The following is a 25,700-nucleotide window of genomic DNA, read 5'->3' as shown; positions in this document are numbered from 1 at the left end:
GACCCGATGGCGCGTGGTCTCGGAACCCCTAGGAGAGGCATGTCGAGTTTATTGCCGTTCGTGATTGCCGGGCTGACGCTCGGTGCGGTATACGGCCTGGCCGGTGTGGGTCTCGTGCTGACCTACAAGACTTCCGGTGTCTTCAACTTCGCCCATGGCGCGTTGGCCACCGTTGCCGCGTATTCGTTCTATTCGCTGCACGTCACCATGAAACTGCCGTGGCAGATGGCGGCCGCGATCGCCGTCTTCGTGATCGGCCCGCTGCTGGGCCTGGTCATGGAGCTGCTGGCCAGAAGGATCCAGGCGACGAGCCTGCCCCTGCAGGTTGCGGCCACGGTCGGTGTCCTCCTGGCGATCGGGGCGTCGGCCCAGCTGATCTACGGCACGGACCAGCTCCTGATCGTGCGTAAGTTCCTCGGAACCGGCACATTCGAGCTCGGGGACACGACGGTTCTCACTGCGGACGTCATCACCTGCGCCGTCGCGCTGTTCGCCACTGTCGCACTGTCCGTCTATTTCAAATTCACGCGCCGCGGCATCGCGATGCGCGCGGTCGTCGACAACCCAGAACTTCTCGACGTCGTCGGCACGAGTCCGTCGATGACGCGCCGGATCGCCTGGGTCATCGGCGGTGTGTTCACGGCGGTCAGTGGTGTGCTGTTCGCGCCGCTGCTGCCGCTCGACGCCGTCCAACTGACGTTCCTCGTCGTCTCCGCATTCGGTGCGGCCGCGTTGGGCGCCTTCTCGAACCTGTGGGTCACCTTCCTCGGCGGTCTGGTGATCGGTGTGCTCGCCTCGCTGTCCACCAAATGGTTCACCGACGGAATTCTCGCCGGAATCCCTGCGGCGCTTCCGTTCCTCGTCCTCTTCGTCGTGCTGCTGGTCTTCCCGAAGCGCGCCCTGACGGTTCCGGCCTTCACCGTTCCGCGTCCGCGTCCGGTCTGGGCGGCGCCCATGCGCATGCATGTCGTCGCCGGCATCGCACTCGTCCTGGTTCTGGCGGCTGTTCCGACGTTCGCCGGCGTCTACCTGACGGCATGGACGACCACTCTGGCTCTGGTCATCGTGTTCCTGTCGCTCGTTCTTCTCGTCCGCATCGCCGGGCAGGTGTCGCTCAGCCACGTGGCGTTCATGGCCATCGGTGCGGTCGCGTTCTCCCGCATCGGACTCGACAGCGGGCTGCCGTGGATCGTGTCGCTGATCCTCGCCGGTCTCGTCGCGGTTCCCGTCGGCGCGATCCTCGCCATCCCCGCCAGCCGGCTCGGAGGACTGTATCTCGCCCTTGCGACGTTCGGCTTCGCCGTCCTGTTGCAGGAGATGTTCTACAGCCAGCGCTTCATGTTCGGCGCGAGTGTCACGAGCCTGAACGTCCCTCGTCCGGGTATCGAGTGGTTACAGTCCGACTCGGGCTACTACTACGTCGTCCTCGCACTGGTCGTCGTCACCGCAATCGCCGTGATGGCGCTCAACATCGGGCGGCTCGGAAAGTTGTTGCGGGCCATGTCGGACTCACCGACCGCCCTCGCGACGAGTGGTGCCTCCGTCAACGTGACCCGGGTCCTGGTGTTCTGCCTGTCGGCGTTCCTCGCGGGAGTCGGCGGCGCACTCGTCGGGGCCGCGCAGACGTCGATCTCGGCGATCTCCTACCCACCGATGCTGTCGCTGACCTACTTCGTGCTGATCATGATCGCTGCCGGCGGAATGCCATGGAGCGCAGTCATGGCCGCCGTCGGTATGACTCTCATTCCGGCCTACGTCCACGGTGAGACCGTCAACATCGTCTTCCAGCTCCTGTTCGGTGTCTTCGCGGTCATCGCCGCGATGCAGCCCGGCTCGGCAGGCGGCGCCCCCGTCGCAGTGCAACGCGTCGTCGATCGGATCTTCGGTTCGAAGGGCAAGCACACCGAGAAGGTGAAAGCCGCAGTCGTGCCGGTCGAGCGTGAGCGGGTCCCCGGCGGGGAGTTGAAGGTCGAGGATCTCCGTGTCCAGTTCGGTGGAATCGTCGCCGTCGACGGCCTCGGGTTCGCCGCCCCGACCGGAACCATCACCGGCCTGATCGGTCCGAACGGTGCGGGCAAGACCACCACGTTCAACGCCTGCTCGGGCCTCAACCAGCCGGCCCGCGGCAGAGTCCTTCTGAACGGCAAGGATGTCTCCCGCCTCGGTCCTGCTGCACGGGCCCGGCTGGGTCTCGGACGCACCTTCCAGCGGATGCAGCTGCTGGACTCGCTGACGGTGCGCGAGAACGTCGCAATCGGTCTCGAGGCCGCCCTCGCCGGTGCCAACCCGATCAAGCACATCCTGCCCAAGCGCGGCGAGCACGGGATCGTCGATGCGCGGACCGAGGAAGCCCTCGCGCTGTGCGAGCTGACCGATCTCGCGGACAGGCCGGCCGCGTCCCTGTCGACCGGTCAGCGCAGGCTCGTCGAACTGGCGCGATGCCTGGTGGGTGATTTCCGAATCCTGCTCCTCGACGAGCCGTCGTCCGGCCTGGACCGGGCGGAGACCGAACGGTTCGGCGAGATCCTGCGTCGCGTCGTCGACGAACGCGGGGTCGGCATCCTCCTCGTCGAACACGACATGGCCCTGGTTCTCGACGTCTGCGAGAACATCCACGTGCTCGATTTCGGTAAGCACATCTTCTCCGGCACTGCGCGGGAGGCCATGCAGTCCCCGATCGTTCAGAGCGCTTACCTCGGGGAAGACCACGACTTCGAGAAGGCCGTCGCAGACGAGCTCGACGACATGACAATGACGCTGCCGGAAGGTGTGCCCGCATCATGACCAACGACGACACCGTTCCCGCGATGGAACTGAACAACCTCACGGCGGGCTACGCCGGAGCGCCGGTCCTGCGCAACGTGAACATCACGGTCCCACCGAACACGGTCGTGGCACTGCTCGGGCCCAACGGCGCAGGCAAGACCACGCTGCTGCGCGCCGCCGGCGGGCTCCTCGAGCCCAGAGAAGGAACCGTCACCGTGGCGGGCACGGACGTCACGACGCGTCGTCCCCATCGCCGGGCCGCGGCTGGGCTGTGCCTCGTGCCGGAGGGTCGCGGTATCTTCTCCCGCTTGACGGTCCGCGAGAACCTGGCCCTGTTCGCACCGGCCGGCAGCAAACAGGACTGCCTCGACATCGCACTCGAGGCGTTTCCCGTCCTGGGCCGCAGGCTCGAGCAGGAGGCAGGCAAGATGTCGGGCGGCGAGCAGCAGATGCTCGCTCTGACACGGTGTTTCATGACCTCGCCGAAGGTCGTCCTCCTCGACGAGGTGTCGATGGGGCTCGCCCCGCTGATCGTCGACCAGATCTTCGAGGCCCTGCGAAAACTGGCTGCGACGGGCACCTCGCTGCTGCTGGTGGAGCAGTACGTCGGCCACGCACTGGCGTTCGCCGACCGCCTGTACCTCCTCGATCGGGGTGAAGTGGCGTTCTCCGGATCGCCCGACGACATCGACGAGGACGAGTTGGTCCAGCAGTATCTCCACGTCGACATATCCGAGCACGCACGCACCGCGTGACCTGCGTTCGAACCAACACACCTACCACTCGAATCTTTCGTCCCGCGAACCCTCGGGCATCGCGCCCACAAGGAGTGAAAATGCGCAATTGGAAGAAGACTCTGGCTGTCGCCGGAACCGCGGCCGCACTGGCCGCCGTCACCGCCTGCAGCGGGGCGTCGTCCTCGGGCACCGACCCCGTCAGCACCGCGTCCGGCGATCCGATCCGGATCGGATTCGTGTGTAGCTGCTCGGGTCCGCAGTCGGACGCCCTCGGCGCGACCGACGAGATCGCTCTGGCGTGGGGGAAGGCAGTCAACGCCCAGGGAGGCATCAACGGCCACCCCGTCGAGATCGTGGTGAAGGACGACGGCCTCGATCCGACGCGATCGCTGCAGGCGGTCAAGGAACTCGTCGAGGTCGAGAAGGTCGTGGCCATCGTCGGCGAGGCGAGTCCGGTCGTCGACTCCTGGGTGAACTACGTTGACGGTCAGGGTATTCCGATCGTCGGCGGGCTGTCGTTCTCGCCCCCGTTCCAGAAGAGCCCGAACTTCTTCGCCAGTGGGCCTTCGCTCGCAGTGCAGGAATATGCGGTGTACAAGATGGCGAAGGAACAGGGGCGAACGAACCTCGGATTCCTCTACTGCGGTGAGGCGCCGGCCTGCAAGGACTCCCAAGTCCTCGCCGGGAAGATCGCGGATTCGTTCGACCTCGATTTCGAGGCGATGCAGATCTCGGCGAACTCCCCGAACTTCACCGCTCAATGCATTCAGTTGAAGGAGCAGGGAGCCGACGTCCTGAAGATTCTGAATACGTCGCCCGTGCAGTCGCGAGTCATGGAGAGCTGCCGGCAGCAGGGTTACCATCCCGCCACGGTCTCCACTGCCGGCGGTCTGTCGGACGACTGGCTGAAGGATCCGAACTTCGAGGGCAGGCTGACGTCCTCACCGGCCGCGAACTACACTGACGACAGCATTCCCGCGGTCAAGGACTATCTGGACGCCGTCGACCAGCAACTTCCCGACCTGCGCGGAACAAGTCAGTTCAGCCAGCCGAACTCCCTGGTGTGGGTCGGATTCGAGTTGTTCGAGGCCGCCGCGAAGGCTGGCAACGTCGGTCCGACGTCGACCCCGGACGATGTGCGAAAAGGTCTGTACGCTCTGAAGGATGAAACGCTCGGCGGTTTCTCCATCCCGCTCAATTTCACAGAGGGCACCCCGGCAGACATCCCGTGCTACTTCACGCTCGAAGTCAAGGACGGTGAACTGACGTCCCCCGACGGCCCGGGCTATCAGTGCCTCAGCGACGACGAGGTGGCCAACCTCCAGCGGCTGAACCAGCCGAACACGTAACCGATCCAAGGAGTGAGTGAAATGCAGGTCGTGAATCAGGGCATCACGCAGGATGTCTCTCTGGCGGTGCTGCTCGACAACGCCCGCACCGCCATCGCGGCGGCTCGGGATGCAGGCCTCGACATCCAGAGCATCGGCATCAGCCCTGCAGACTTCGAAGCGGTCCGGGAGGCGAAGGAGTTCGAACTGCGCGTCGGTGTTCCGCTGCGGCTCTTCGGTATCGCCATCGAGTCCGACGACGAGGTCAGCCTCGGCACGGTGCGCCTGTAATTCGCCAGTCCTTCTACCCGACCATAATGAATCCGAGAATCATGGAGTACGTTGATGACTCAGCGCTTGCAAGGAAAAGTGGTATTCGTGACCGGCGTCGCCCGCGGTCAGGGCAGGGCGATCGCGGTTCGCGCGGCCCAGGAGGGCGCTGACGTCATCGGCATCGACGTGGCCGACCACCTGCCCGGTGTTCCGTACGATTCGGCGACGCTCGAGGATCTGAAGGAGACGCGTTCGCTGGTCGAGGCCACCGGGCGGCGGGCGCTGATCGAGCAGGGCGATGTTCGCGATCTGGATTTCATGACCTCGCTCGTCGACCGGGGTGTGGAGGAATTCGGCCGGTTGGACGGAATCGTCGCCAATGCGGGAATCTGCATCCCGAACACGTGGGATGCGACGACGCCCGAGGAGTTCCGTGACACGATGGACATCAACGTCACGGGCGTCTGGCACACCGTGATGGCCGGTGCCAAGCACCTCGTCGATGCGGGTGGCGGTTCCATCGTCATGACCAGTTCGTACGCCGGGGTCAAGATTCAGCCGTTCATGGTTCCCTACACGGCGAGCAAGCACGCGGTCACCGGTATGGCGCGCGCCTTCGCTGCCGAATTGGGCAAGCACAATATCCGGGTGAACAGTATCCATCCGGGCGCTGTCGAAACCCCGATGGGCTCGGGTGACATGCAGCAGCGAATTGCTCAGGTGGAGGAGACCAATCCGCCGCTGGGCCTGATGGCGACGGCATTCCTGCCGGACCGCCGAATCGACGTGGACGACATCGCGGACCTGGTGCTCTTCCTGGTGTCGGACGACTCGAAGAAGATTACTTCCGAGCACATCAGTATCGATGCGGGCGCGCATTCCTACTGAGCCGGCCGTCTAGCGGAGGCCCTCGATCCCACCGGACATCCGGTGGCGTCGAGGGCCTCTTCTCGTTCCCGGCGGTCAGGATGCGGAGGAATCGGGCATTGGTCCGCTCCAGTTGGGGAGCACGAGTTTGATCGCCGCGTTCGCGATGTCGTCCGGTGTCGGTCCGCTCGCCGAGCTGTACCAGCGGGACACCCAGTTGACCATGCCCAGGATCAACCGCGTGGTGGTCCTGACGTCGTCGCTCTCGAGGTAGCCGGCTGCGACTGCGCTCGTGACCGCCTTGGTCCAGAGTTTCTCGTACCCGCCGGCCCACGAGCGCCACTTGTCGTATACGTCGGGGGACAGTCCCCAGCCGAAGTAGACGCCTACGTAATTCCTCATCCGGACCGACGCGTCGATCTGGAAACGGATGAGGGCGATCAGCGCGGTTCCCGGCTCGTCGTGCGCACTCAGAATCTTGCCTGCACTGTTCTCGACCGTCGACAGAATGCGTTCGAGGAGGATGTTGTGCAGCTCGTCCAGAGATCGCACGGTCCGGTACAGGGTCGCGCGGGACACCTCCAGCCCTTCAGCGACGGCCTCGATGGACACCGCGTCGAAGCCGTGTTCGTCGTAGAGTCGAATGGCGACGGCAGCGACCTCGTCTGGGTCTATCCGTAGTTTCGGGCGCCCGACCGGACGTTTCGTGGGAGCCTTCCGGTCGCCGGACCGGTTACCTGTCGTTGTTCGAGTCATACGTACTCTCCTGGTATCGGCAAGGTCTGAGGTGCGTGCCGCTCTCGCTCGGCAGAGCCGCCACATGTTCGACACCGGCGGTTGGGTAGAAATTCGATGTTCGCCAGCTTAGTTGGTGGCGCGGGACGGTACCAGTGCGCGATGGTGCCTACCGAGAGCGCTTTCCGCTCAACTCTTCTCCGCTGGTAAGCAGGTGCGGTCCGGAATGAATTGCCGCGAGGAGTTCCGCCTGCAACAGTTATGGCATAAGCTGTCTCAATATAGAGACGCCGACATGAAAGGAGGTCGAGTCCGTGTACGACGCACTCGTGTCAGCTGACATCGTGACCGACGATCCGGACGGAGCGGCCGCGGCCCTCGTGGAACTACTGGGCCTGCCCGCACCGAGGCCGAATGCTTTCCTCGAACCCGAGGGGCACGGCTTCCGGGCGGCGTGGTTGCGGATGCAACCGTCGCTGCGGTCGGCGCCGACCCGTATCGAACTGATCGGTGCACGCCCACGGACCGCGCCACACGACTACGTGGAGGAGCGCATCGACGCCCAGGGCAACCGCCCGGTCCGTACGCACGCGACAGTACTCGCGGGCGACGTCGAGGCCGTGATCAAGCACCTCCGGACGAACGACGTGCGGCATCGGGTCACCCCGGTGAGCGAGGACTTCGCCTTCCCCCGGGTGTGGATCGGCGTCACGGCCGACGACCCCCTGGGATACGACGCCGACGTCGACGCCGGTCTGTGGATCGAGGTCGTGCCCACATCGAGTTCGGGTGTGCCCGCAGTGCCCGCCGAGGACGGTGCCGGTGACGGCCCGGGTGTGCGCAGGATCAGGGCCCGGAGGTTTCTGGTCGACGACGTCGACGGCGCGGTGCGGGCACTCGACGCGAACCTCGGCCTGGTGGCCACCTCGGTCAGCACACACGAGTACGGGGTCAGCGCGACCTACGAGTTGGGGAATCCGCTCAGTGCGGCGCTCGAACTGTGCCAACCGCGCGCGGACTCCGAGCTCGGCGCATTCCATCGCGAGTGGGGCCCGGGGCCGCACGCCATCGTCCTCGAAGTCGGTGACCTCGACTACATGGAGACGGTGCTCGCCGATCGCGGTGTCACGGGTGTCACCTCGACGAACGCGGACGGGGAGCGGATCCGTCGCCTCGACCCGTCGTCGACGCTGGGTGTCCCGTTCGAGCTGGTCGAACCCCGAGCGCATCCCTGACCTGTAACCAATTCAAATCCAAGGCGGCAAAATGAATCTCGAGGAATCCTCGACCGACCACGAATTCCGGATGGAGGCGCGCGACTGGCTGCGGACGAATCGTCCGGCCGAACGGTTGCCGTCCCCCGATACCGAGCGTGGCTTCGCTCTCAACCGCGAGTGGGAACGGACGCTCTTCGAGGCCGGGTGGGCTGCGGTGTCCTGGCCCGAAGAGTACGGCGGCCGCGGTCTCGGCCTGTGGGAGTGGATGATCTTCGAGGAAGAGTACTTCGCGGCGGGCCTGGGCCCCCGGGCGGCACAGAACGGGCTGTTCCTCCTGGCGCCGTCGTTGTTCGAGTTCGGCACCGACGCGCAGAAGACGGAACTGTTGCCCCGTATCGCAGGGGTCGCGGACATGTGGGCGCAGGGCTGGTCGGAACCCGAGGCGGGTAGCGACCTCGCCGCTGTGCGGGTACGGGCGGACAGGGACGAGGCGGCCGGCGGCTGGCGGGTCAACGGTCAGAAGACCTGGAGCACGCGCGCCCCGTTCTGCAACCGTCTCTTCGCGCTGGTCCGAACCGATCCCGAGTCCACGCGCCACCGCGGCCTGTCGTACCTGTTGATCGATCTGCACGCACCCGGCGTCACGGTTCGTCCGGTGCAGAAGCTTGGCAACGAGACCGGCTTCGGCGAGATCTTCTTCGATGACGTCTTCGTTCCCGACTCCGACGTGCTCGGCGGGGTCGGCAACGGCTGGAAGGTCGCGATGGCGACGACGGGTTCCGAGCGTGGACTGATCCTGCGCTCGCCCGGCCGGTTCATGGCTGCGGCCCAGAATCTCGTCGATCTGTACGGCTCCGTCGACGGACCTTCGTCGACCCTGAAGCGGGACGTCGTCGACGCGTGGATCTCGGCCCAGGCCTACCGATACAACTCGATGAAGACCGTCACCCGGATAGCAGAGGGCGGCAAGGTCGGAGCCGAATCGAGCGGCAACAAGGTGTTCTGGTCGGAGATGGACGTGCACATGCACGAGACGGCGCTCGACCTGCTCGGTGACGGTGCCGAGATCGACGGAAAGTGGTGGCACGGGTTCATCACGTCGATGGCGACACCGATCTTTGCAGGAACCAACGAGATTCAGCGCAACATCGTCGCTGAGCGTGTACTTGGAATGCCGAGGAGCTGACATGCGTTTCGCACCGACCGAGGAACAGATCGCCTTCGCGGAGGCGACGAGAAGTTTTGTGTCACGGGAGTGCCGGCCCGACGTGGTCCGTGCAGCATGGGCCACCGGGCGGACGCCTGCGGCCCTGTGGGACGGGCTCGACGGGCTCGGCCTGCTGACGCTGCTCGCGCCGGAGGAACTCGGTGGCGGTGGTAGCGAACTGGAGTTGACGTCGGCATTCGAGGAGTTGGGCCGGGCCGCCGTGCCCGGGCCTGTCGTCGAGCACGCCGCCGTCGCTGTGCCGCTGCTCGCCGCACTGGCTCCGGACCGGCTCGCGGATTCCACAGCGATGAGCGGAGGCCTCACTGCGACCGTCTCGGATGTCGTTCCCTACCTCGGCGCCGGGCACGCGCTCGTGCTGGAATCGGATCGCATCCGGCTCGTCGATCTGAACGGTATCGAACCGCAGGAATCGATGGACTCGTCACGGGCGGTCGGACGCCTCGACCGGTCGCGGCTCGACACGGCTGAGATCGTCGCGCAGGGTCCCGGGGTGGCCGCCCACATCGCGCGCGCGGAGGACCGCGCGGCGCTGATGACGGCCTCTTTCCTGCTGGGACTGTCCGCGAGGGCGATCGAGATCACCGTCGAGTACACCTCGAGCAGGAGACAATTCGGTGCCCCGGTCGGAACGTTCCAGGCGGTCAAGCATCATATGGCGAATGCGCACATCGCGGTCGAGATGGCCCGCCCGGTAGCGGAAGCGGCTGCCTGGTCGATGGCGACGGACGCCGACGACTCCCGTCGCGTCTGTTCGATGGCGAAGGTGATGGCGAACAAGGCTGCCCGCCGAACAGCCAAGGCGGCCTTGCAGTGCCACGGTGCCATCGGGTACACGATGGAAGCAGATCTCCACCTGTACCTGATGCGGATCTGGAGCCTGCTCAATGCCTGGGGAACAACCGAGTTCCACTCGGACAGAGTGTTCGACGCCCTGGGCGATGTCGAGTTGGATTTCAATCCCGCGCTGCAGGCGAGCCTTGTCGGCTGAACCGCGGTCGTGGGCCGATCCCAGGATCGGCCCCACCAGTGTGATTGTGTAATCGGCTGGGGCAAAGTTTATTTGATGCCTCTACCACTGCCTTAAAGTATTGAGACTAATAGGATCGAAATTTGTGGCGGAGCTCACGCCACGATCCCGGAACGATGTGTCGTGTCCGACGGGGCACGGCGAAAGGATTACACGTGACGTTGCTGTGGTCAGCTCTGGCGATCGGCGCTCTGTACGCCCTCGTCGCGGCGCTGTTCAACATCGGGATGGCGCAATCCGGGGTATTCAATTTCGCTGCGCCGCAGACGGTGATGGTCGGAGCGTTCGTGTCGTACGAATTCGTTTCCCGGGGACCTCAGATCCCCGCCGTTCTGCTGGTGCCGATCTGCCTCGTAGTTGGCGCCGTACTCGGCTACGTCACCGAACTGGTCGCCGTGAGGCCGGTCATCTCCAGGGGCGGTGACGGCATCCTGATCACCACGGTCGGTGTCGCCTTCGTCCTCGAGGGGATCGCCTTCGCGACGTACGGAACCGACGGGCACCGGGTTTCGGTCTTCGGGCTGGACCGGGGCATCGATCTCCTCGGGGGACGGCTCGCCGTCGTCGACGTCGTTCTCGTCTTCGCCGCGGTGGCCGGCATCCTGGCCCTGCACACCCTGACCCGCCGGAGCCGGTGGGGGCTCGAGGGTCGGGCGGTGACCATCGATGCCAAATCGGCGATGCTCAGGGGTATCAACGGAACCCGCGGCCGGGCTCAGGTGCTGATGCTTGCCGGCGCACTGGGGAGTGCGCTAGGCATCCTGGCCGCCACGAAAATCCACTCGTCGTTCGACCTCGGGATCCAGCTCCTGGTCTACGCTTTCGTCGCATTCGCTGTTGGGGGAATCGGCAGCTTCCACGGATGCCTCGTCGGCGGGCTGATCGTCGGCCTCCTGCAGGCGTACACGGCCCGCTACATCGGTGCGGAATACTCACTGATCTTCGCGTTCGCCCTCCTTCTCCTGACGCTGCTGATCCGCCCGACAGGGCTGTTCGGGACACGTCAGCTCCGGCTCGTCTGAACTAGGAGAAATCGACCCATGGAGCGCATCGTCAAGTACGGCTGGACCGTACCCGTCGTGTTGTGGCTCGTCGTCCTGCTCCTCCCCGCGCTCGGCTTCTCGATGCTGTCCGAACGCCAGATCATCCTGATCGGCGTCTATTGCCTCGTGACGGCCGGCATCAACCTCAGCTTCGGGTTCGGCGGTGAACTCGCGCTGGGTCAGGTCGCCGTAATGGCGGCCGGAGCGTACAGCGCGATGATTCTGGGCATCAACGGGATCACTGATCTCGTAGTCAATCTCGTCGTCGGCTGTGTTGCGGGCGCCCTGCTCGGTCTGGTCACCGGCCTGCCCGGTTTGCGGCTCAGCAAGTGGTCGCTCGGTCTGACGTCGTTCTTCCTGATCATGTTGTTGCCGTCCGTCGTGGTCGCGCTGCGGGACTACACCGGCGGGCTGGAGGGCAAGTTGATATCCCCGCCCACCTTCCTCGGCGTCCCGCTGACGACCGGCGAACTCTACACCGCCACCATCGTGGTCGTAGGAGTGTGGCTCGTCATCTTTCGCAACCTGATTCTGTCCGGCTACGGCGTGGCGTTGAGATCATTCCGCGAGAGCCCGCGCCTCGTGGAGTCTCTGGGCCACTCGGCCACCACGATGAAGCTGAGTTCGTATGTCGTGGGTTCGATTCCCGCCGCGATGGGCGGTGTTCTCTACGCGTACCTCGCCGGATACATCTCACCTGCCCCGTTCAACCTGTCGATGCTTCTGGCGGTTCTGGCGGCCTCGGTCCTCGGCGGAACACGCAGCATCTACGGTTCGGTGATCGGTGCTGCGATTCTCGTGATCGTTCCGGACCGCATCTCCTCGTTCGAGGTGTACTCGATGGCGATCTTCGGTGCATTCCTGGTCATTGTGGCCGTCCTGTTCTCGCACGGGATCGCGGGCTACCTGGCGATACTGACGAAACGGATGCTGGCTGCTGTGCCGGAAAGCCGGAAGCGCGCCGGGCCGCAGCGCGCCGACGTGGTGCTACCCGACTTGAGCGGGGGCGCGCTGTCGGCGAGCGGCGTGACGAAGCACTTCGGCGGCGTGGCCGCGCTCGACGGGGCCGGTGTCGTCGCCGAGCCGGGCCGTATCACCGCGATCATCGGCAGCAACGGTGCGGGGAAGACGTCTCTGCTCAACGCGATCTCGGGCTTCATTCGGCCGGAGTCGGGAGTGATCGAGGTCGACGGCACGTCCATCTCTCGCCTCACAGCCGCTGCCGCGGCCCGGTCGGGCGTATCCCGCGCGTTTCAGACCCCGGCGATTCCCGACGAGATGAGCGTCCGCGAGATCGTCGCTTCGGGAATGCTGCGCGCGGGCCGATTCCGTCCCTTGGCGGCAATCCTCCGCCTGCCGTCCTACCGACGTGCACGGCGTGAGGAGGCCGACCGAGCCGAAGCGTTGATCGCGCTCGTCGGGCTCGATCACCTCGCGGACCAGGAAGCGGCCACGCTTCCCCTGGGCACGCGTCGCCTGCTCGAGGTCCTCCGTGCCGCGGTCGGTGCGCCCAAGGTGATCCTGCTCGACGAACCTGCCGCAGGCCTCGACGAGACCGCGCTGAACGACCTGACGCGCCTGTTGCAGTCGCTCCGGAAACTCGGCGCAACCATTGTCCTCATCGAACACAACGTGCCCTTCGTGATGTCGTTGGCTGACACAGTGTTCGCGATGCACCTCGGAAAGGTCATTGCGTCAGGTGATCCCGAGGCGGTGCGCAACTCTCCCCAGGTGATCGAGAGTTACCTGGGTCGTCCGCTGACCGTGGCAGTGCCTGAGACGTTCGATCCGCAAGGAGCGCAGGATGTCCGATGAGATTCGCGGTGGGCGACTCGAGGTGAGCGGCGTCAAGGTCGCCTACGGCGACATGACGGCCGTGTGGGACGCCGGACTGACCGCCTCGCCCGGTAGGGTCACGGTCCTCGTGGGGCGCAACGGTGCCGGGAAGACGTCGCTGCTCAACGGGATCGCCGGATCGCTTCCGCTCAGCGCAGGTTCAGTGGTGCTGGACGGGAAGGATCTGTCCGGTTCGCCTGCGTGGAAGCGGGCCCGTTCCGGAATCAGCCTGGTTCAGGAGGGCCGGCGGATCTTCGGTGACTTGCGCGTCGACGAGAATCTCCTGCTCGGACTGCCGCGGGTGTCGTCGGTCGAGCGGCGGCGACTGCTTGACGTCGTGTTCGAGGACTTCCCGCTCCTCCACGAGATGCGTGCACGCGTGGCCGGGCACCTGAGCGGTGGGCAGCAGCAACTGCTCGCCATCGCGCAGGCGATCGTCGGTCAGCCCCGGGTGTTGCTCGTCGACGAGCCGTCGTCAGGCCTGTCCCCTGTCGCCTTCGCCCAGGTCCTGGACCTGATCAAGTCCGTCCGGGATCGCGGTCTCGCCGTCGTGCTTGTCGACCAACTCGTCGACATGCTCCTCGACGGGATCGCCGACGACGTGGTCGTCCTCGATCGAGGGAGGGTGACGTTCGCGGGTTCGGCCGAGGAGATGACCCCCGATCGGATCACTTCGGATTTTCTCGTCTGAGGCCGTCGGCGGTGGGCCTCGCGTGAGGCCCTCGTCGAAGCGTCGTGCCCCGGGCCACAACGAAAGTAGGAATCGATGAATTGCACTTCCACCCGCCGATGGCTCACCGGCCTGGCCGGGCTGTCGTGTACCGCTCTCGTGTTGACCGGTTGCAGTGCCGGTCCGAGTGCGGGCAACGACGGGTCCGCGTTCCACGTACTGGCACTGGCCCCGCTGAGCGGGCCGCTGAGCTCCCTTGGATCTCTCCAGGTCGCGGGGCTCGAAGCCGCCGCTGACATCATCAACGACAAGGGCGGCATCGACGGCCGCACCGTCGTCGTGGACGCCGAGGACAACGCCGGTGACGCCGCGACCGGTGTCGAACGGCTACAGACCTACCTGACCGATGACGGCAGGCCGGACATGCTCATGCCGGGCCTGACGAGCCAGGAGGTGATGGCCGTTCTGCCCCTCGCCACCGCGAACCAGATCCTGACCATCCACGTCGGGGGTGCCACCGATGCGAACGATCCCGAGAAGTTCCCGTATGCCTTCGGTTCCGGCACGACGTTCATGGAAGTGAATGCCCGCGTCATCGAGCACTTCCAAGCCGAGGGGTACCACAAGATCGCGTACATCGGGGCAGACACGACGAGTGCACGACTGAGCTTGGCCGCGATGGAGAAGGCAGGCAGCGAGCACGGGATCTCGGTGGTCTCGGAACTGGTCGCGCCGACATCGGTCGACGTCACACCCACGATGCTCAAGCTCGCCGCGCAGCAGCCGGACGCGCTGTTCCTCGCCGGAGCCGGGCCGATCACCGGCGTCTACCTCTCGAGTGCCCGGACCGCGGGATGGGACAAGCCCATCTTCGGCAGCAGTGAGACCTGCGCAACCGACTTCGCCACCATCGCCCAACCGGAGCAGTGGGCGAACGTCCAACTCCACTGCTACGCCTTCGCGGTCGAGGGGCAGCCGAGTGCGCAGAGCGACACGTTCGCCGCCTTCCGCCAGGCACTGGGCAACCACACCGACCAGCCGATCGGCGTGAGCCTAGTGACCCCGGGGTTCACGTACAACGATCTGATCCTCGCGTGGGGCGCATACGAGGCCAGCGAGAGCAACGAGGCCGCGGATCTCGCGGACGCACTCGAAAGCGGCCGGGTTCCGGCCGAGATCCGGGAGAAGTACATCGGGCCCGTGGACTGGGACTTCAGCGCGGACGACCACACCATGACCTGGGGCGCCGACGAACTCGTATTCGTCCACGCGGGCCCGACGGTCGACGGAATGCTCGTTCCCGATGCCGACTAGCGAAGTACAACCCGATCGGGACATTGCCGGGAGGACCGAATCGCCGATCCTCCCGGCACCGGTCTTCGACCGGCTCATCACCGAGATGCGACGCTTCCAGGACCTGCTTGCCGGCGCGGCCCTCCCGGTCGCCGAAGCGGAACAGCTGACGACCCTGCTCGCCACGGGTGCGTCTTCGCTCGCGGAGCATCAGGTGCCCGACTTCCGGCGAGACTTCTCGAACCGCCGCGACGTGCCGAGCCGCGGCCAATCGATGACACCGTGGTTCGAGGTGGTGGAACGGGATCATGACAGCGTGGTCGCCCACGTGCGGTTCGGACGGTTCTTCAACGGTGTGGGCGGTGTGGCACACGGCGGCGCGATCCCGCTGATCTTCGACGACGTGCTCGGCTCACTCGCGTCGTGGGAACGCTCACGTTCGCGCACGGCCTATCTCAACGTGTCGTACGTCTCGGTCACACCGCTCGACACGCCCCTGATGCTCGAGGCCGCGTTCGAGCGGGAAGAGGGGCGTAAGCGCTTCCTCCGAGGCACGTTGTGGAACGGGGACACCGTGTGCGCGCGAGCAGAGTCGTTATTCGTCGCCACCACGATCTGACACAACGCACGTGCTGCTGATCCGGCAGTCCTTCCGTAATCCTCTGCTGCGCAACCACCGGAGTCGATCGGGCTGTGAATTCCACTGCTCCACATATTGACATCTTCACCTTCGGTCGTGTGTAGTGAGTCACATCACAGTTCTGAGTCGGCAATTCTCGTAATTGGATTTCGACCGAGCACGGTTCGTCTCCAACTCATTCCCGTCGATCGTGTTCCCGAGATGTCAGCGAGGTGAATGTGCTGGGCCGCCCGCGACGAACGCGAACCGTACGGAGAAACGCCGAAGAATCTGGCACCGCGGAATGGAGCCCGAGACACAGGCGTGGTCCGGATTTCATCGCGCGACGACAACGACCAAGATCGGTAGGATTTCCATGACTCACATTCGTCTCAGACATGTCGCGGTGGTGACCGCTGACTTGGCGGGCACGGCCGATACGGTGCAGCAAGCATTACGATTGTCGGAGCCGTTCAACGACGATCTGGCGAACCAGTTCTCGACGCACAACGCCGTTTTCAGTCTGGGCAACTCGTTCCTGGAGATCTGCTCCCCGTACGAGGACGGCCCCGTTCGGAGATACGCTGAGGAACGCGGCGGCGATGCCGGATACATGGCGGTGTTCCAGGTTCCCGACAACGACCGTGCCCGAGCCAGATTGGATGAGCTGGGGGTGCGGATTGTCGCGGAGCTCAAGTTATTCGACCAGGGTGCGAACGTGCTGCACCCGAAGGATGTGCCGGGAGCGATGGTGTCGGTCGACTGGGCGACGCCGTACGAATCGTGGAGGTGGGGAGGTCCGGCCTGGTCCGGAAAGGTTCCCGAGCATCCCGAAGGGGGGATCGTCTCCATGGAAGTGCGGATGCTGGATGCACACCACGCCGCCGAGAAATGGGCATTGGCCCTCGATGCCAGGGTGGAAACGGTCTCGGACGACGAGGCACACGTCCACCTGCTCGAGGCCGGTCAGGTCGTGCGCTTCACCACGACGAAGGACACACTGCGCGAGGGAATCTGCGCCGTCGAACTGAAGCTCCCGAGCGAAATCGTCGTGAAAGAGCAGTTCGATGTGGCCGGTGTCCACTTCACCTGTATCTGACAGTTACCTCGCACCACGGACTCGATTTGGAGAGAACTCATGCTGAACAAGCAAGACAATGATCTGCTCACCCGCGTCGAGGGTGACGCACCGATGGGTGTCTTGATGCGTCAGTACTGGACGCCGGTGCTGATGTCGGAGGACGTCGTCTCGGACGGGGCCCCGCGGCGGATCAAGATCCTCGGCGGCAAGTACGTGGCGTTCCGGGACACCGAGGGCAAGGTCGGGGTGCTCGACGAGGCGTGCCCGCACCGGGGTGCGTCGTTGGCGTTGGCGCGCAACGAGAATTGTGCTCTACAATGCCTGTATCACGGGTGGCGGGTGGATCGGAACGGCAAGGTGGTGGAGACGCCGTCGGAGCCGGCGGACAGCACGTTCAAGGACAAGATTCGTCATATCGGGTATCCGGTGCGTGAGGCCGGCGGCCTGATCTGGGCGTATTTCGGTGACCCGAAGGCCGAGCCGGAGTTCCCGGCGTTCGACTGGACCGCTCGCAAGCCCGAGCAGATCTACACGATTCGGGTGGCGCAGCGATGCAACTGGGCGCAGGCGATCGAGGGTGCCATCGATGCGGCGCACGCGAATTTTCTGCACAACGATCTGATGCGCAAGTTGGCAGGCGGCGGCGAGTACACCGGCGGCGGTGGGCTGTTCGACAAGGTCCTCGTCGGAGGCGCTCCGCGTCTCGAGATCGACAACCTGCCCTACGGGTTCCAGTACGCCGGTATCCGGGACGCGACGCTGAAGGACGGAACGCCCAAGCAGTACGTACGGACAACGAAATTCATTGCGCCGTACTGGGCGATGTTCTCGGCGCCGCAGGGTTGGATCTTTTCGCAGGTGTTCGTGCCGGTCGACGACGAGAACACCATCTTCTACTTCATCCACGCCCGGGAGGGTGACGAGATCATCGAGCCCGAGTATCGGGCCAAGATTCTGGAATGGTCCGGTGTGGGTGACCTCGACGAAAACTTCCACATGGACTTCCACTCGGGGAACATGTGGCGGCAGGATCGGGACTCGATGGACCGCAAGCAGCACGGCGACAAGTTCAGTTTCAGCGGCATGACCGGAAATCAGACCGAGGATCTCGGGGTGCAGGAGAGCATGGGTCCGATCGAGGATCGCACCCGGGAGCACCTGGGCACGTCCGACCTCGCCGTGATCCGCATGCGTCGCCTGATGCTCGATGCCGCACGTCGGAACCAGCGCGGCGAGACGCCACTGGGCCTGGCGGGGGATTTCCGCTACGACGAAATCCGTTCGGCGGAGGAACTGATCGATCCGGGTGTGCGCTGGCAGGACGTCGTCGGTGTTCCCTCGTCGGCCAAGGCCGCGCAGTCGACCGACGCATGACCCGTACGTGAGCTGAGTACGAACGCCTCGACCCCGTTGCACCGATTCCATATCGGTGCAACGGGGTCGAGGCGTTCGGAGTTGAGGTCAGGCCGTGACGATCACTGCTGAACCGTGACCGAAGAGACCCTGGTTGATCGACATGCCGACGTTGGCATTCGGCACCTGACGCTCACCCGCGTCGCCGCGCAACTGGACCGTCAGCTCAACGACCTGGGCGATGGCCTGTGCCGGTACGGCCTCGCCGAAGCTTGCGAGTCCGCCGCTCGGGTTCACCGGCACCCGTCCGCCCAGCGAGGTGACGCCGTCGTGCAGAATCTTCTCGGCCTCGCCCTCGGCGCACAGCCCGATGTGCTCGTACCAGTCGAGTTCGAGAGCAGTCGAAAGATCATAGACTTCTGCAAGATTCAGGTCGTCGGGCCCGAGACCGGCCTCGGCGTACGCCGAACTGGCGAGCGAGGTCTTGAAACCCTCGTCCGGCGCGGGCACCGCGAGTGTCGAGTCGGTGGCGAAGTTGGGCATCTCGATGACGTTGTTCGGGTAGGTCGGCGAGTTCGTGGACAACGCTGATATGCGAACGGTGCGGCCACCCCGATCGAGCTGCTTACGACGCGCATAGTCCTCGCTGGTGATGACCAGTGCCGCGGCACCGTCACTCGTGGCGCACACGTCCAGCAGATGCAGCGGTTCGGCGACATACGCGCTCGCCAGCACCTCGTCTTCGGTGACCACCTTGGTGAACCGTGCGTTCGGGTTGAGTGCGCCCGCACGGCTGTTCTTCGCCTTCACCATCGCAAAATCGCGTTCGCTCGCGCCGTACGCCGCGATGCGGCGCTGGGCGTAGAGACCGAAGTAGGTGGGGTTGGTGGCACCGAGGAGTCGGAACCGCAGCCAGTCGGGATCGGTCTGATCACCGCCGCCGAACGGGCCGAAGAACCCCTTGGGGGCGACGTCGGCGCCGATGACGAGGGCGACGTCACACAGACCGGCGAGGATGTGGGCCCGGGCGGCCCCGATCGCCTGAGCCCCCGACGCACACGCGGCGAACGAGCTACTCAGACGGGTGCCGTTCCAGCCGAGCTCCTGTGCGAAGGCCGCGCCGCTGACCAGGCCGGGGTAGCCGCCGCGCCAGGTGTTCGCGCCGGCGACCATCTGCACGTCGGTCCAGTCGATGCCGGCATCCTCGAGGGCCGCGCGAGCGGCCACCCGGCCGTACTCGACGAACGACTTCCCGAACTTGCCCCACGGGTGCATACCCACCCCGAGAACGGCTACTCCACTCATGATGCGACCTCCACGGTCTCGGAATTGTCGAGGGTCCAGCGCCACACCAACTGGACGCCGTCTTCGTCTTCCAGCAGCTTCTCCGTGCGCAGCGACACCATGTCGCCGACGTTCGCGGGCGGGCTGTCCGGGCTGAGCTGCCCCAGTACGACCAGGCCGTCCTCCTCGAGCTCGACCGCGAGCACGGTGTAGGGCTCGAACGGATCGCCCGAGACGTAGGGGGCCGGAGGCTTGTAGTGGTTGCGTGTCCACGACCAGATCCGGCCGCGGGTGCTCAGAGGGTGGGTTTCGAGCACATCGCCGCCGCACCGCGGATTGCGGCAGCGGTCGATGGTCGGGGGGAAGAAGACGGAACGGCAGCGCGTGCACGCCTTGCCCAGGAGCCGGGTCTCGCTCGCGTCGAACCAGTCGGGCACGGCGGAACGGGAGGGTGTCGTCATGATTCCCTAGTTCCTTTCGGGGGTGTGGGTGGTGGCAACGAGGTTCGTGGCCCTCGGCGGTTCGGGCACCGAATCTTCGGGTGGCAGCAGCGGGACGAACCCGGCGCGTGCGGTGAGCAGGGTGTCGCCGTACTCGTCCATCCGCTGGATCAATCCCTCGCGGAACGTGTAGACCCAGCAGTAGTCATTGGTGTAGGTCTCGCCGTCGATTCGCTCGGCGCGCATGAGCTGCCGGACGACTGCGGTCTCGCCGTCGACCACGACCGCGACGACTTCGCGCTCGATCGTGTCGACCCGCAGTACCCGACTCGTATTCGCCCCGGTGAGGGCGGCGGCCACCCGCTCTCGGCCGCGGAAGGGCCGGGGACGGATGCCGACGGGTGGGTGCCATTCGACGTCCTCGGCCAGCAGCGCCGCGATCGCGTCGGCGTCGTTGCGAGCGCGTGCCTCATTGAATTGCAGGACCAGAACCCGGGTGCGTTCGGTGTCGGTCATATCGAGATACCTTCCGTCTTCGTAGGTATGAGGGGGATGCGGCTCACAGTTCGCACGTGCGCTCGATGAACTCCTCCGCGACAAGACTGCGAGTGCGATGCCAGTAGTCGGCGTTCGTCCACGGCGTGTTGGTGACGATGCGGCCCTTGCTGTTGCGGTAATAGGTCGTCATGCCGGTGTGGGTCCAGATCGAACCGTCCAGCGCAGCGTCGATCTCGCCGTTGTAGGCGTCGAAGACCTCCTGCCGGCATTCGATGCTAGACAGGTTCCGCTTCGCCATCCGCGCGAGAGCCTGCAGCACGAAGCGGACCTGCATCTCGACGCTCAGGACGTGGCTGCCACCGTGGCCTGCATTCGTGTTGGGGCCGTACAGGATGAACATGTTGGGGAAGTTGGGCACGGTCATGCCCAGGTAGGCCCGCGCGTCGTCGGCGCCCCAACTCTCCCGCAACGTTGTTCCGTCGCGGCCGTGAATCTCCATGGGGGCGAGCATGTTGAGCGTTTGGAATCCGGTGGCCAGCACGATCACGTCGACCTCGTACTCGGCACCGGACGAGGTGACCACACGCTGACCGTCGATGCGGGACACGCCCTCGCCGACCAGGGCGACGTCGTCACGGAGAAGTGCGTCGAACCAGCCGTGGTCGAGCAGTGGACGCTTGCCGTAAGGCGGGTAGTCGGGCACGCACTTTTCGATCAGATCGGGGCGGCCCTCGAGCTTCTGCTCGATGTACCGGGTCAGGAACTTGCGATGGCGCTCGTTCTCGGAGTTGATCGACCGCTCCTGATGCGGCCATTCCGGATCGATGCGCAGCATCGGGTGCAGCCGGTCACCGAACTTCCAAGCCTGCTGCAGCCGGTACCAGGCGAGGTAGCCGGGGAACTCGGCCATCAGGAACTGCTTGGCCGGCTCCACGCCGCGAGTGGTGTTGGGATTGGGCATGATCCACTGCGCCGAACGCTGGAAGACGGTTACCTCACGGGCGGTGCCTGCGATGGCCGGCACCAGTTGCATCGCGGAGGCGCCGGTTCCGATCACGGCGACCCGCTTGTTCTCCAGGTCGATCCCGGGATCCCAGGCACCGGTGTGGACGACCGGTCCGGTGAAGGAGTCCAGACCGTCGAGTTTCGGGTAGGCGGGACGGTTGAGCAGACCCACCGCGGTGATGACGACCGGGTACTCCGCGGTGTACGTGGAGTTGTCGGCGCGGCGGAGCGTGACTCGCCAGTGCTGCCGGTCCTCGACCCACTCGGCGGTTTCCAGTTCGGTGCCGAATTGCACCTGCTTACGGATGCCGTACGACGTCGCGATGTCGAGCAGATAATCCTCGACCTCCGACTGCTTGGCGAAGTACCGGGGCCAATCCGCTCGCTGGGCGAACGAGTACGAGTAGAGGTGGACGGGGGTGTCGACGCCGCAGCCCGGGTAGATGTTCTCGTGCCACGTGCCGCCGGCGTCCGGGTTCTTGTCGATGATCGTGTACGGCACACCGGCCTCGTCGAGCCGGATGGCCGCGCACAGTCCCGAGAAGCCGGTGCCGACCACCAGGACGTGCGGTGCCCGTTCACCGGACGCGGTGTCGATGACCGGCGTTGCACGGGACAGAGCGCCGAGTTCTTCGGCGAGCATGCCGCCCTGCGCGCTCGGCACTTCTTCGTCCAGGCATCGGCCGAGGACGTGCAGTACCTGCTCGGGTGCCAGGGTGGGAGCATCCGGCAGTTCGCCGCGGCGATGCGCCAGGACGACGTCGAACGCAAGCGTGCGCAGCTCGGCTCGAACGCCTTCGGGCATGCCGCCGTCGTCGTGGTCGCCCGGTCCGCGCATGGCGGTGGGCCGGAACTTGCCTTCGAGAAGTGACAGATCGCCGGTGAGCTGCACGACCGCCGCCAGCAGTGTCGGCAGATTGGCGTCGTCGAGCGCGGCGGCGAGGGACTGCTGGAACTCGGCCTCTGCGGGGTCCGAGACGGACAGCGGCGCGGGAGTTGTTTGGGTCACAGGATTCCTGACTTCTGGCGACGGGAAAGGGCTCCGCGACTCGGCGGATTTTGAAACTCTGAATATCAGAATAGGTTACGTGCGCGTCGCGCCGCAATGGGAACCGGTGAATTACTCTGGGCGGGCGGGGTCGTTTCATTGCCTGCGAGCGCATTCCGGCGAGGATTGATCGTTGTGACCTCGGTGTGTACGGGAGACCGTCGGGGCAGGAACACGCCCAGGACCGTGGTCACGAGGGCGCACATCCCGGCCACCACCCACACGACGTCGAACGCTCGCGCCGTGGGGATGGGGACAGAACCGGAGTCGACACTGAGCGAGACGAGGATCATCGCAAGGGTGGCACTCGCCAGCGACGCGCCGACGGAACGGAGGAGGGTGTTGATGCCGTTGGCGGCCGAAGATTCGGATGCCGGTGCGGCCGCCATGACCAGCCCGGGAAGTGTGGCGAACGAGATGGCGGTGCCCCCGGCGATCACGAACGCGATGGCCGTGACAGTGACGACGGTGCCGGGCGCCACGAGCCGGACAGCACACGCGACGGTGGTGACGACACTCCCGATCAGCAGCACGACACGACCGTTCCAGCGGTCGATGAGCATGCCGGCGAACGGCGAGACCATCACCTGTGCGAATGCGGTCGTCGCGACTGCGAGTCCGGCGGAGGTGGCGGTGAGACCGAAACCGTGACCGGTCCAGGTCGGGAGTTGTAGTTGCTGCGTCGTGGCGAGCGTGTTGATGAACATCGCGAACGTGATGAGCATGCCGGCCAGATTGGTCAGCAGAACTGGGCGATAGACGGCGGTCCGCAGGTTCACCAGCGGATTGGGCGCCCGCCATTGCAGCGGCGCCCATACCGCGAAGACGGCGACCGCTGCGGCGACGCAGCAGAGTGTGCGCGGACTGGCCCAGCCCCAGGACCCGCCCTTGGACAGCGCCAGCAGCATCGCGGCGAGTCCCATCGACAGCAGCAGTGCGCCGACGAAGTCGAACCGCCCGGGTGACCGTGATCCGATGTCGGGGACGATGAGGAGTGCGCCGACGGTCAGCAGCGCACCGCAGGCTCCCGCGACCCAGAACACGGTGAGTGGTCCCGCCATGTCCTGCAGGAAGCCTGCGAGCGGGATGCCGAGCGTGGTTCCGATGCCGAGGGTCGCGCTGAGGCCGCCGATCGCGGTGCCGATCTTCGCCGGGGGCAGCGTGTCCCTGAGGATGCTGATCGCGACGGGCACGAGCGCCGTCGCGAAGCCCTGGAGCGACCGCCCGGCGATGAGTGCCGGGAATGTGCCGAGGAGGGCGATGAACGAGCCTGCGGTCATCACCGACATCGCGATGACGAGCATCCGGCGCCGTCCCACCATGTCGGCGAGCCGGGTGACCACCGGGGTGGCGATGGCGGCGACGAGCAGGGTCGAGGTGACGAGCCAGGAGGCGTCGTCCGTACTCACCCCGTAGGTCTCCGGCACCGATGGAAGCATCGGGATCGCAATCGTGTGCTGGAGCGAGACGATCGTGCCGCACAACGCCATCAACGTGACGATCAGCCAGGTGGGAGGCATTCGGCGGGGGAATATCACTGCAGTGCCTCCGGTCTGTGATCCGTGTTCGAGAAGAACCGGAGGCAAGCGAGATGCTCCGGGCGGGCGTGAAGTGACGGTCTTGTTCCGCCTGCCTGCCGACCCGACCCACGGTATTATGATATTTGAAGTATCATAAGTATTACGCGGCCTGCAAGCGTCACGCCGCCCTGGGTCCGGCGCGAGTGCGTCGACGCAGGTCAAGCGCCCGAATCGGGCAATGTGAACGAGCGTTTCCATTCGTGTCCGGGCGGTGCTAATGTGCGACGGGCTGCCGGATTTCACCGAGCCGTCGCTATCGGAGGTATGAGGAAAATGGGATATCCGTTACCCAAGGGCAATTCGTTGCGGGGGCCGTTTCAGCCGATGCGTTTCGAGGCGACGGTCGAGGAGTGCATTGTGACGTCGGGGGAGATTCCGCGGGAGTTGTCGGGTGGTTTCTATCGGTCGGGTCCGACGTGGCGTCGTCCGTCGAAGCAGGGTACGACCCCGTTGATCAGTATGGACGGGATGGTGCAGGGTCTGGTTTTGGACAATGGTCGGGCGGATTTCCGGAATCGGTGGATTCGGACGCCGAAGTTCGTGGCGGAGGAGCGGGCGGGGCGGGGGTTGTTCGAGTGGACCGACGGGGGGTTCGGGGATTGGCGTGATCACGCGTACGGCGATGTCGTGCGTGACGAGTTCACGGCGGGGGTTCCGCAGGGGACGAACAACATCAATATTTTCCCGTTCGCGGGGGAGGTGTTGGCGTCGGGTGAGCAGGGTGGGCCGCCGATCGCGTTGGATCCGATCACCCTGCAGACGCGGGGGGTGGTGCCGTGGTCGAGTAAGTTGTCGGCGGGTTTGCACGCGAAGTCGTCGTTCGGGGATGCCTCGTTCACGGCGCATCCGAAGTGGGATCACGACACCGGGACGTTGTATGGGTGGAATTGGCGGGATGAGGCGCCGTTCGTGACGATCCATATCGTGCATCCGGATGGGGTGGTGGAGTCGCGGGATCTCGAGGATGCCCCGTATAACACGGTGGCGCATGATATTTGGTTGACGCCGGAGTGGATTGTGATGCCGTTTCAGCCGTTCACGGCGGATCGGAAGCAGATCACCGAGCGCAAGTTGGGGATCTGGGGGTGGGATGCGTCGTTGCCGATCGTGATCGCGTTGATTCCGCGGCATGATCTGCAGGGGCAGGTGCGGTGGATCACCACGGATCTGCCGGCGGAGTATGTGATGCACACCTTGTCGGCGAATGTCGAGGGTGATCTGTTGATGTTGGATGCGCCGATCTTCAACCGGCCGCCGTTCCCGTTCGCGGAGGATTTCGCGGAGGGGGAGGATGTGGCGTTGTTCTTCTCGGTGTCGCGGAGTTTTCTGGGTCGGTGGACGATCGATCTGAAGACCGGGGCGGCGAAGACGGAGCAGCTCTCGGATCGGCCGTCGGAGTTGCCGAAGGTCGACGAGCGGTTCTACGGCAAGGGGTACACGTTCGGTTTCCAGGTCGGTGGGGTGGTCAAGCGTAACGGGATGTCGATGAACAGCCTGGTCGTGACGAATGTGAAGACGATGGCGGAGCAGGTGTATCAGATTCGGTCGACGGAGGCGGCGGCGGTGTTGGAGGCGACGTTCGCGCCGCGGACCCCGACCTCACCGGAGGGGGATGGGTTCATCATCGTGCCGGTGTCGTGGTGGGCGGAGCGGCGGGGTGAGTATCTGATCTTCGATACCTACGACATCACCACCGGCCCGGTCGCGCGGATCGAGATTCCGTTCCTGATGGGCTGGACCCCGCACGGACACTGGATGGACTTCCGCTGACC

Annotated in this window: 22 protein-coding genes; 16 read left to right on the top strand and 6 right to left on the bottom strand. The window is 65.3% G+C overall.

Translation table 11 applies throughout. The annotated features are described in order from the left end of the window. Positions 1 to 39 precede the first annotated feature (39 nt). The 5 genes from ACFTWF_RS11025 to ACFTWF_RS11005 all read left to right on the top strand — a co-directional run bounded on the left by ACFTWF_RS11025 (position 40) and on the right by ACFTWF_RS11005 (position 5,992). A complete protein-coding gene (locus ACFTWF_RS11025; protein WP_378461233.1) occupies positions 40 to 2,784 on the top strand; it encodes an ATP-binding cassette domain-containing protein in 2,745 nt (914 codons plus the stop codon). Next, complete coding sequence (locus ACFTWF_RS11020; protein WP_378461232.1) at positions 2,781 to 3,521, top strand: ABC transporter ATP-binding protein; 741 nt, start codon at positions 2,781 to 2,783, stop codon at positions 3,519 to 3,521. Before ACFTWF_RS11025 ends, ACFTWF_RS11020 begins: the two co-directional genes overlap by 4 nt. A gap of 80 nt (positions 3,522 to 3,601) precedes the next feature. After that, positions 3,602 to 4,852 (top strand): ABC transporter substrate-binding protein, encoded by a 1,251-nt coding sequence (locus tag ACFTWF_RS11015; protein ID WP_378461231.1) that lies wholly within the window; start codon positions 3,602 to 3,604, stop codon positions 4,850 to 4,852. Between the two features lie 21 nt (positions 4,853 to 4,873). Then, positions 4,874 to 5,122: a hypothetical protein gene (locus tag ACFTWF_RS11010; RefSeq protein WP_378461230.1), complete on the top strand. Its 249-nt coding sequence runs from the start codon at positions 4,874 to 4,876 to the stop codon at positions 5,120 to 5,122. A gap of 54 nt (positions 5,123 to 5,176) precedes the next feature. Beyond that, on the top strand, positions 5,177 to 5,992 hold the full coding sequence (locus ACFTWF_RS11005) for a mycofactocin-coupled SDR family oxidoreductase (RefSeq protein WP_378461229.1): 816 nt from the start codon (positions 5,177 to 5,179) through the stop codon (positions 5,990 to 5,992). 75 nt (positions 5,993 to 6,067) lie between these two features. Here ACFTWF_RS11005 and ACFTWF_RS11000 read toward each other — a convergent pair whose 3' ends face one another. Further along, positions 6,068 to 6,727: a TetR/AcrR family transcriptional regulator gene (locus ACFTWF_RS11000; RefSeq protein ID WP_378461228.1), complete on the bottom strand. Its 660-nt coding sequence runs from the start codon at positions 6,725 to 6,727 to the stop codon at positions 6,068 to 6,070. Between the two features lie 293 nt (positions 6,728 to 7,020). On the opposite strand from ACFTWF_RS11000, the gene ACFTWF_RS10995 reads away from it, so the two are divergent. The 10 genes from ACFTWF_RS10995 to ACFTWF_RS10950 all read left to right on the top strand — a co-directional run bounded on the left by ACFTWF_RS10995 (position 7,021) and on the right by ACFTWF_RS10950 (position 18,094). Beyond that, a complete protein-coding gene (locus ACFTWF_RS10995; RefSeq protein ID WP_378461227.1) occupies positions 7,021 to 7,941 on the top strand; it encodes a hypothetical protein in 921 nt (306 codons plus the stop codon). Between the two features lie 31 nt (positions 7,942 to 7,972). After that, entirely contained in the window at positions 7,973 to 9,109 is a 1,137-nt protein-coding gene (locus tag ACFTWF_RS10990; protein ID WP_378461226.1) for an acyl-CoA dehydrogenase family protein, read from the top strand. 1 nt (position 9,110) lies between these two features. Further along, positions 9,111 to 10,139, top strand: coding sequence for an acyl-CoA dehydrogenase family protein (locus ACFTWF_RS10985; protein ID WP_378461225.1), 1,029 nt, complete (start codon positions 9,111 to 9,113; stop codon positions 10,137 to 10,139). A gap of 194 nt (positions 10,140 to 10,333) precedes the next feature. Then, positions 10,334 to 11,200 carry a branched-chain amino acid ABC transporter permease gene (locus ACFTWF_RS10980; protein ID WP_378461224.1) on the top strand — a complete coding sequence of 289 codons (867 nt, stop codon included), beginning with the start codon at positions 10,334 to 10,336 and terminating at the stop codon, positions 11,198 to 11,200. An 18-nt stretch (positions 11,201 to 11,218) separates the two neighbouring features. Further along, positions 11,219 to 13,036 carry an ATP-binding cassette domain-containing protein gene (locus tag ACFTWF_RS10975; RefSeq protein WP_378461223.1) on the top strand — a complete coding sequence of 606 codons (1,818 nt, stop codon included), beginning with the start codon at positions 11,219 to 11,221 and terminating at the stop codon, positions 13,034 to 13,036. Continuing rightward, positions 13,026 to 13,748, top strand: a complete 723-nt coding sequence (locus ACFTWF_RS10970; protein ID WP_378461222.1) for an ABC transporter ATP-binding protein — start codon at positions 13,026 to 13,028, stop codon at positions 13,746 to 13,748. Before ACFTWF_RS10975 ends, ACFTWF_RS10970 begins: the two co-directional genes overlap by 11 nt. 75 nt (positions 13,749 to 13,823) lie before the next feature. Further along, positions 13,824 to 15,041: an ABC transporter substrate-binding protein gene (locus tag ACFTWF_RS10965; protein ID WP_378461221.1), complete on the top strand. Its 1,218-nt coding sequence runs from the start codon at positions 13,824 to 13,826 to the stop codon at positions 15,039 to 15,041. Beyond that, complete coding sequence (locus ACFTWF_RS10960) at positions 15,031 to 15,639, top strand: PaaI family thioesterase (RefSeq protein ID WP_378461220.1); 609 nt, start codon at positions 15,031 to 15,033, stop codon at positions 15,637 to 15,639. Before ACFTWF_RS10965 ends, ACFTWF_RS10960 begins: the two co-directional genes overlap by 11 nt. 376 nt (positions 15,640 to 16,015) lie before the next feature. Beyond that, positions 16,016 to 16,738, top strand: coding sequence for a hypothetical protein (locus ACFTWF_RS10955; RefSeq protein WP_378461219.1), 723 nt, complete (start codon positions 16,016 to 16,018; stop codon positions 16,736 to 16,738). A 39-nt stretch (positions 16,739 to 16,777) separates the two neighbouring features. After that, positions 16,778 to 18,094 (top strand): Rieske 2Fe-2S domain-containing protein, encoded by a 1,317-nt coding sequence (locus ACFTWF_RS10950; protein ID WP_378461218.1) that lies wholly within the window; start codon positions 16,778 to 16,780, stop codon positions 18,092 to 18,094. A gap of 87 nt (positions 18,095 to 18,181) precedes the next feature. Here the strand turns inward: ACFTWF_RS10950 and ACFTWF_RS10945 are convergent, their stop codons facing one another. The 5 genes from ACFTWF_RS10945 to ACFTWF_RS10925 all read right to left on the bottom strand — a co-directional run bounded on the left by ACFTWF_RS10945 (position 18,182) and on the right by ACFTWF_RS10925 (position 23,868). Next, positions 18,182 to 19,378: a lipid-transfer protein gene (locus ACFTWF_RS10945; protein WP_378461217.1), complete on the bottom strand. Its 1,197-nt coding sequence runs from the start codon at positions 19,376 to 19,378 to the stop codon at positions 18,182 to 18,184. Further along, the gene (locus ACFTWF_RS10940; protein WP_185726136.1) at positions 19,375 to 19,818 is read right to left on the bottom strand and encodes a Zn-ribbon domain-containing OB-fold protein; all 444 of its coding nucleotides are present in this window, start codon (positions 19,816 to 19,818) and stop codon (positions 19,375 to 19,377) included. Before ACFTWF_RS10940 ends, ACFTWF_RS10945 begins: the two co-directional genes overlap by 4 nt. 6 nt (positions 19,819 to 19,824) lie before the next feature. Then, the gene (locus ACFTWF_RS10935) at positions 19,825 to 20,313 is read right to left on the bottom strand and encodes a nuclear transport factor 2 family protein (RefSeq protein ID WP_378461216.1); all 489 of its coding nucleotides are present in this window, start codon (positions 20,311 to 20,313) and stop codon (positions 19,825 to 19,827) included. Between the two features lie 43 nt (positions 20,314 to 20,356). Then, positions 20,357 to 22,309 (bottom strand): flavin-containing monooxygenase, encoded by a 1,953-nt coding sequence (locus ACFTWF_RS10930; RefSeq protein WP_378461215.1) that lies wholly within the window; start codon positions 22,307 to 22,309, stop codon positions 20,357 to 20,359. Between the two features lie 65 nt (positions 22,310 to 22,374). Continuing rightward, positions 22,375 to 23,868, bottom strand: a complete 1,494-nt coding sequence (locus ACFTWF_RS10925) for an MFS transporter (protein ID WP_378461214.1) — start codon at positions 23,866 to 23,868, stop codon at positions 22,375 to 22,377. Between the two features lie 333 nt (positions 23,869 to 24,201). Between ACFTWF_RS10925 and ACFTWF_RS10920 the strand changes: the two genes are divergently transcribed. Then, entirely contained in the window at positions 24,202 to 25,698 is a 1,497-nt protein-coding gene (locus ACFTWF_RS10920; RefSeq protein ID WP_378461213.1) for a carotenoid oxygenase family protein, read from the top strand. Positions 25,699 to 25,700: the final 2 nt, after the last annotated feature.

Origin of the sequence: Rhodococcus sp. NPDC056960 (genome assembly GCF_042674125.1) — a bacterium.
In the GTDB taxonomy this organism is placed as follows: domain Bacteria; phylum Actinomycetota; class Actinomycetes; order Mycobacteriales; family Mycobacteriaceae; genus Rhodococcus_F.
Note: the sequence above shows the minus strand (reverse complement) of the source record. Positions and strands in the feature narration are given on the sequence as shown.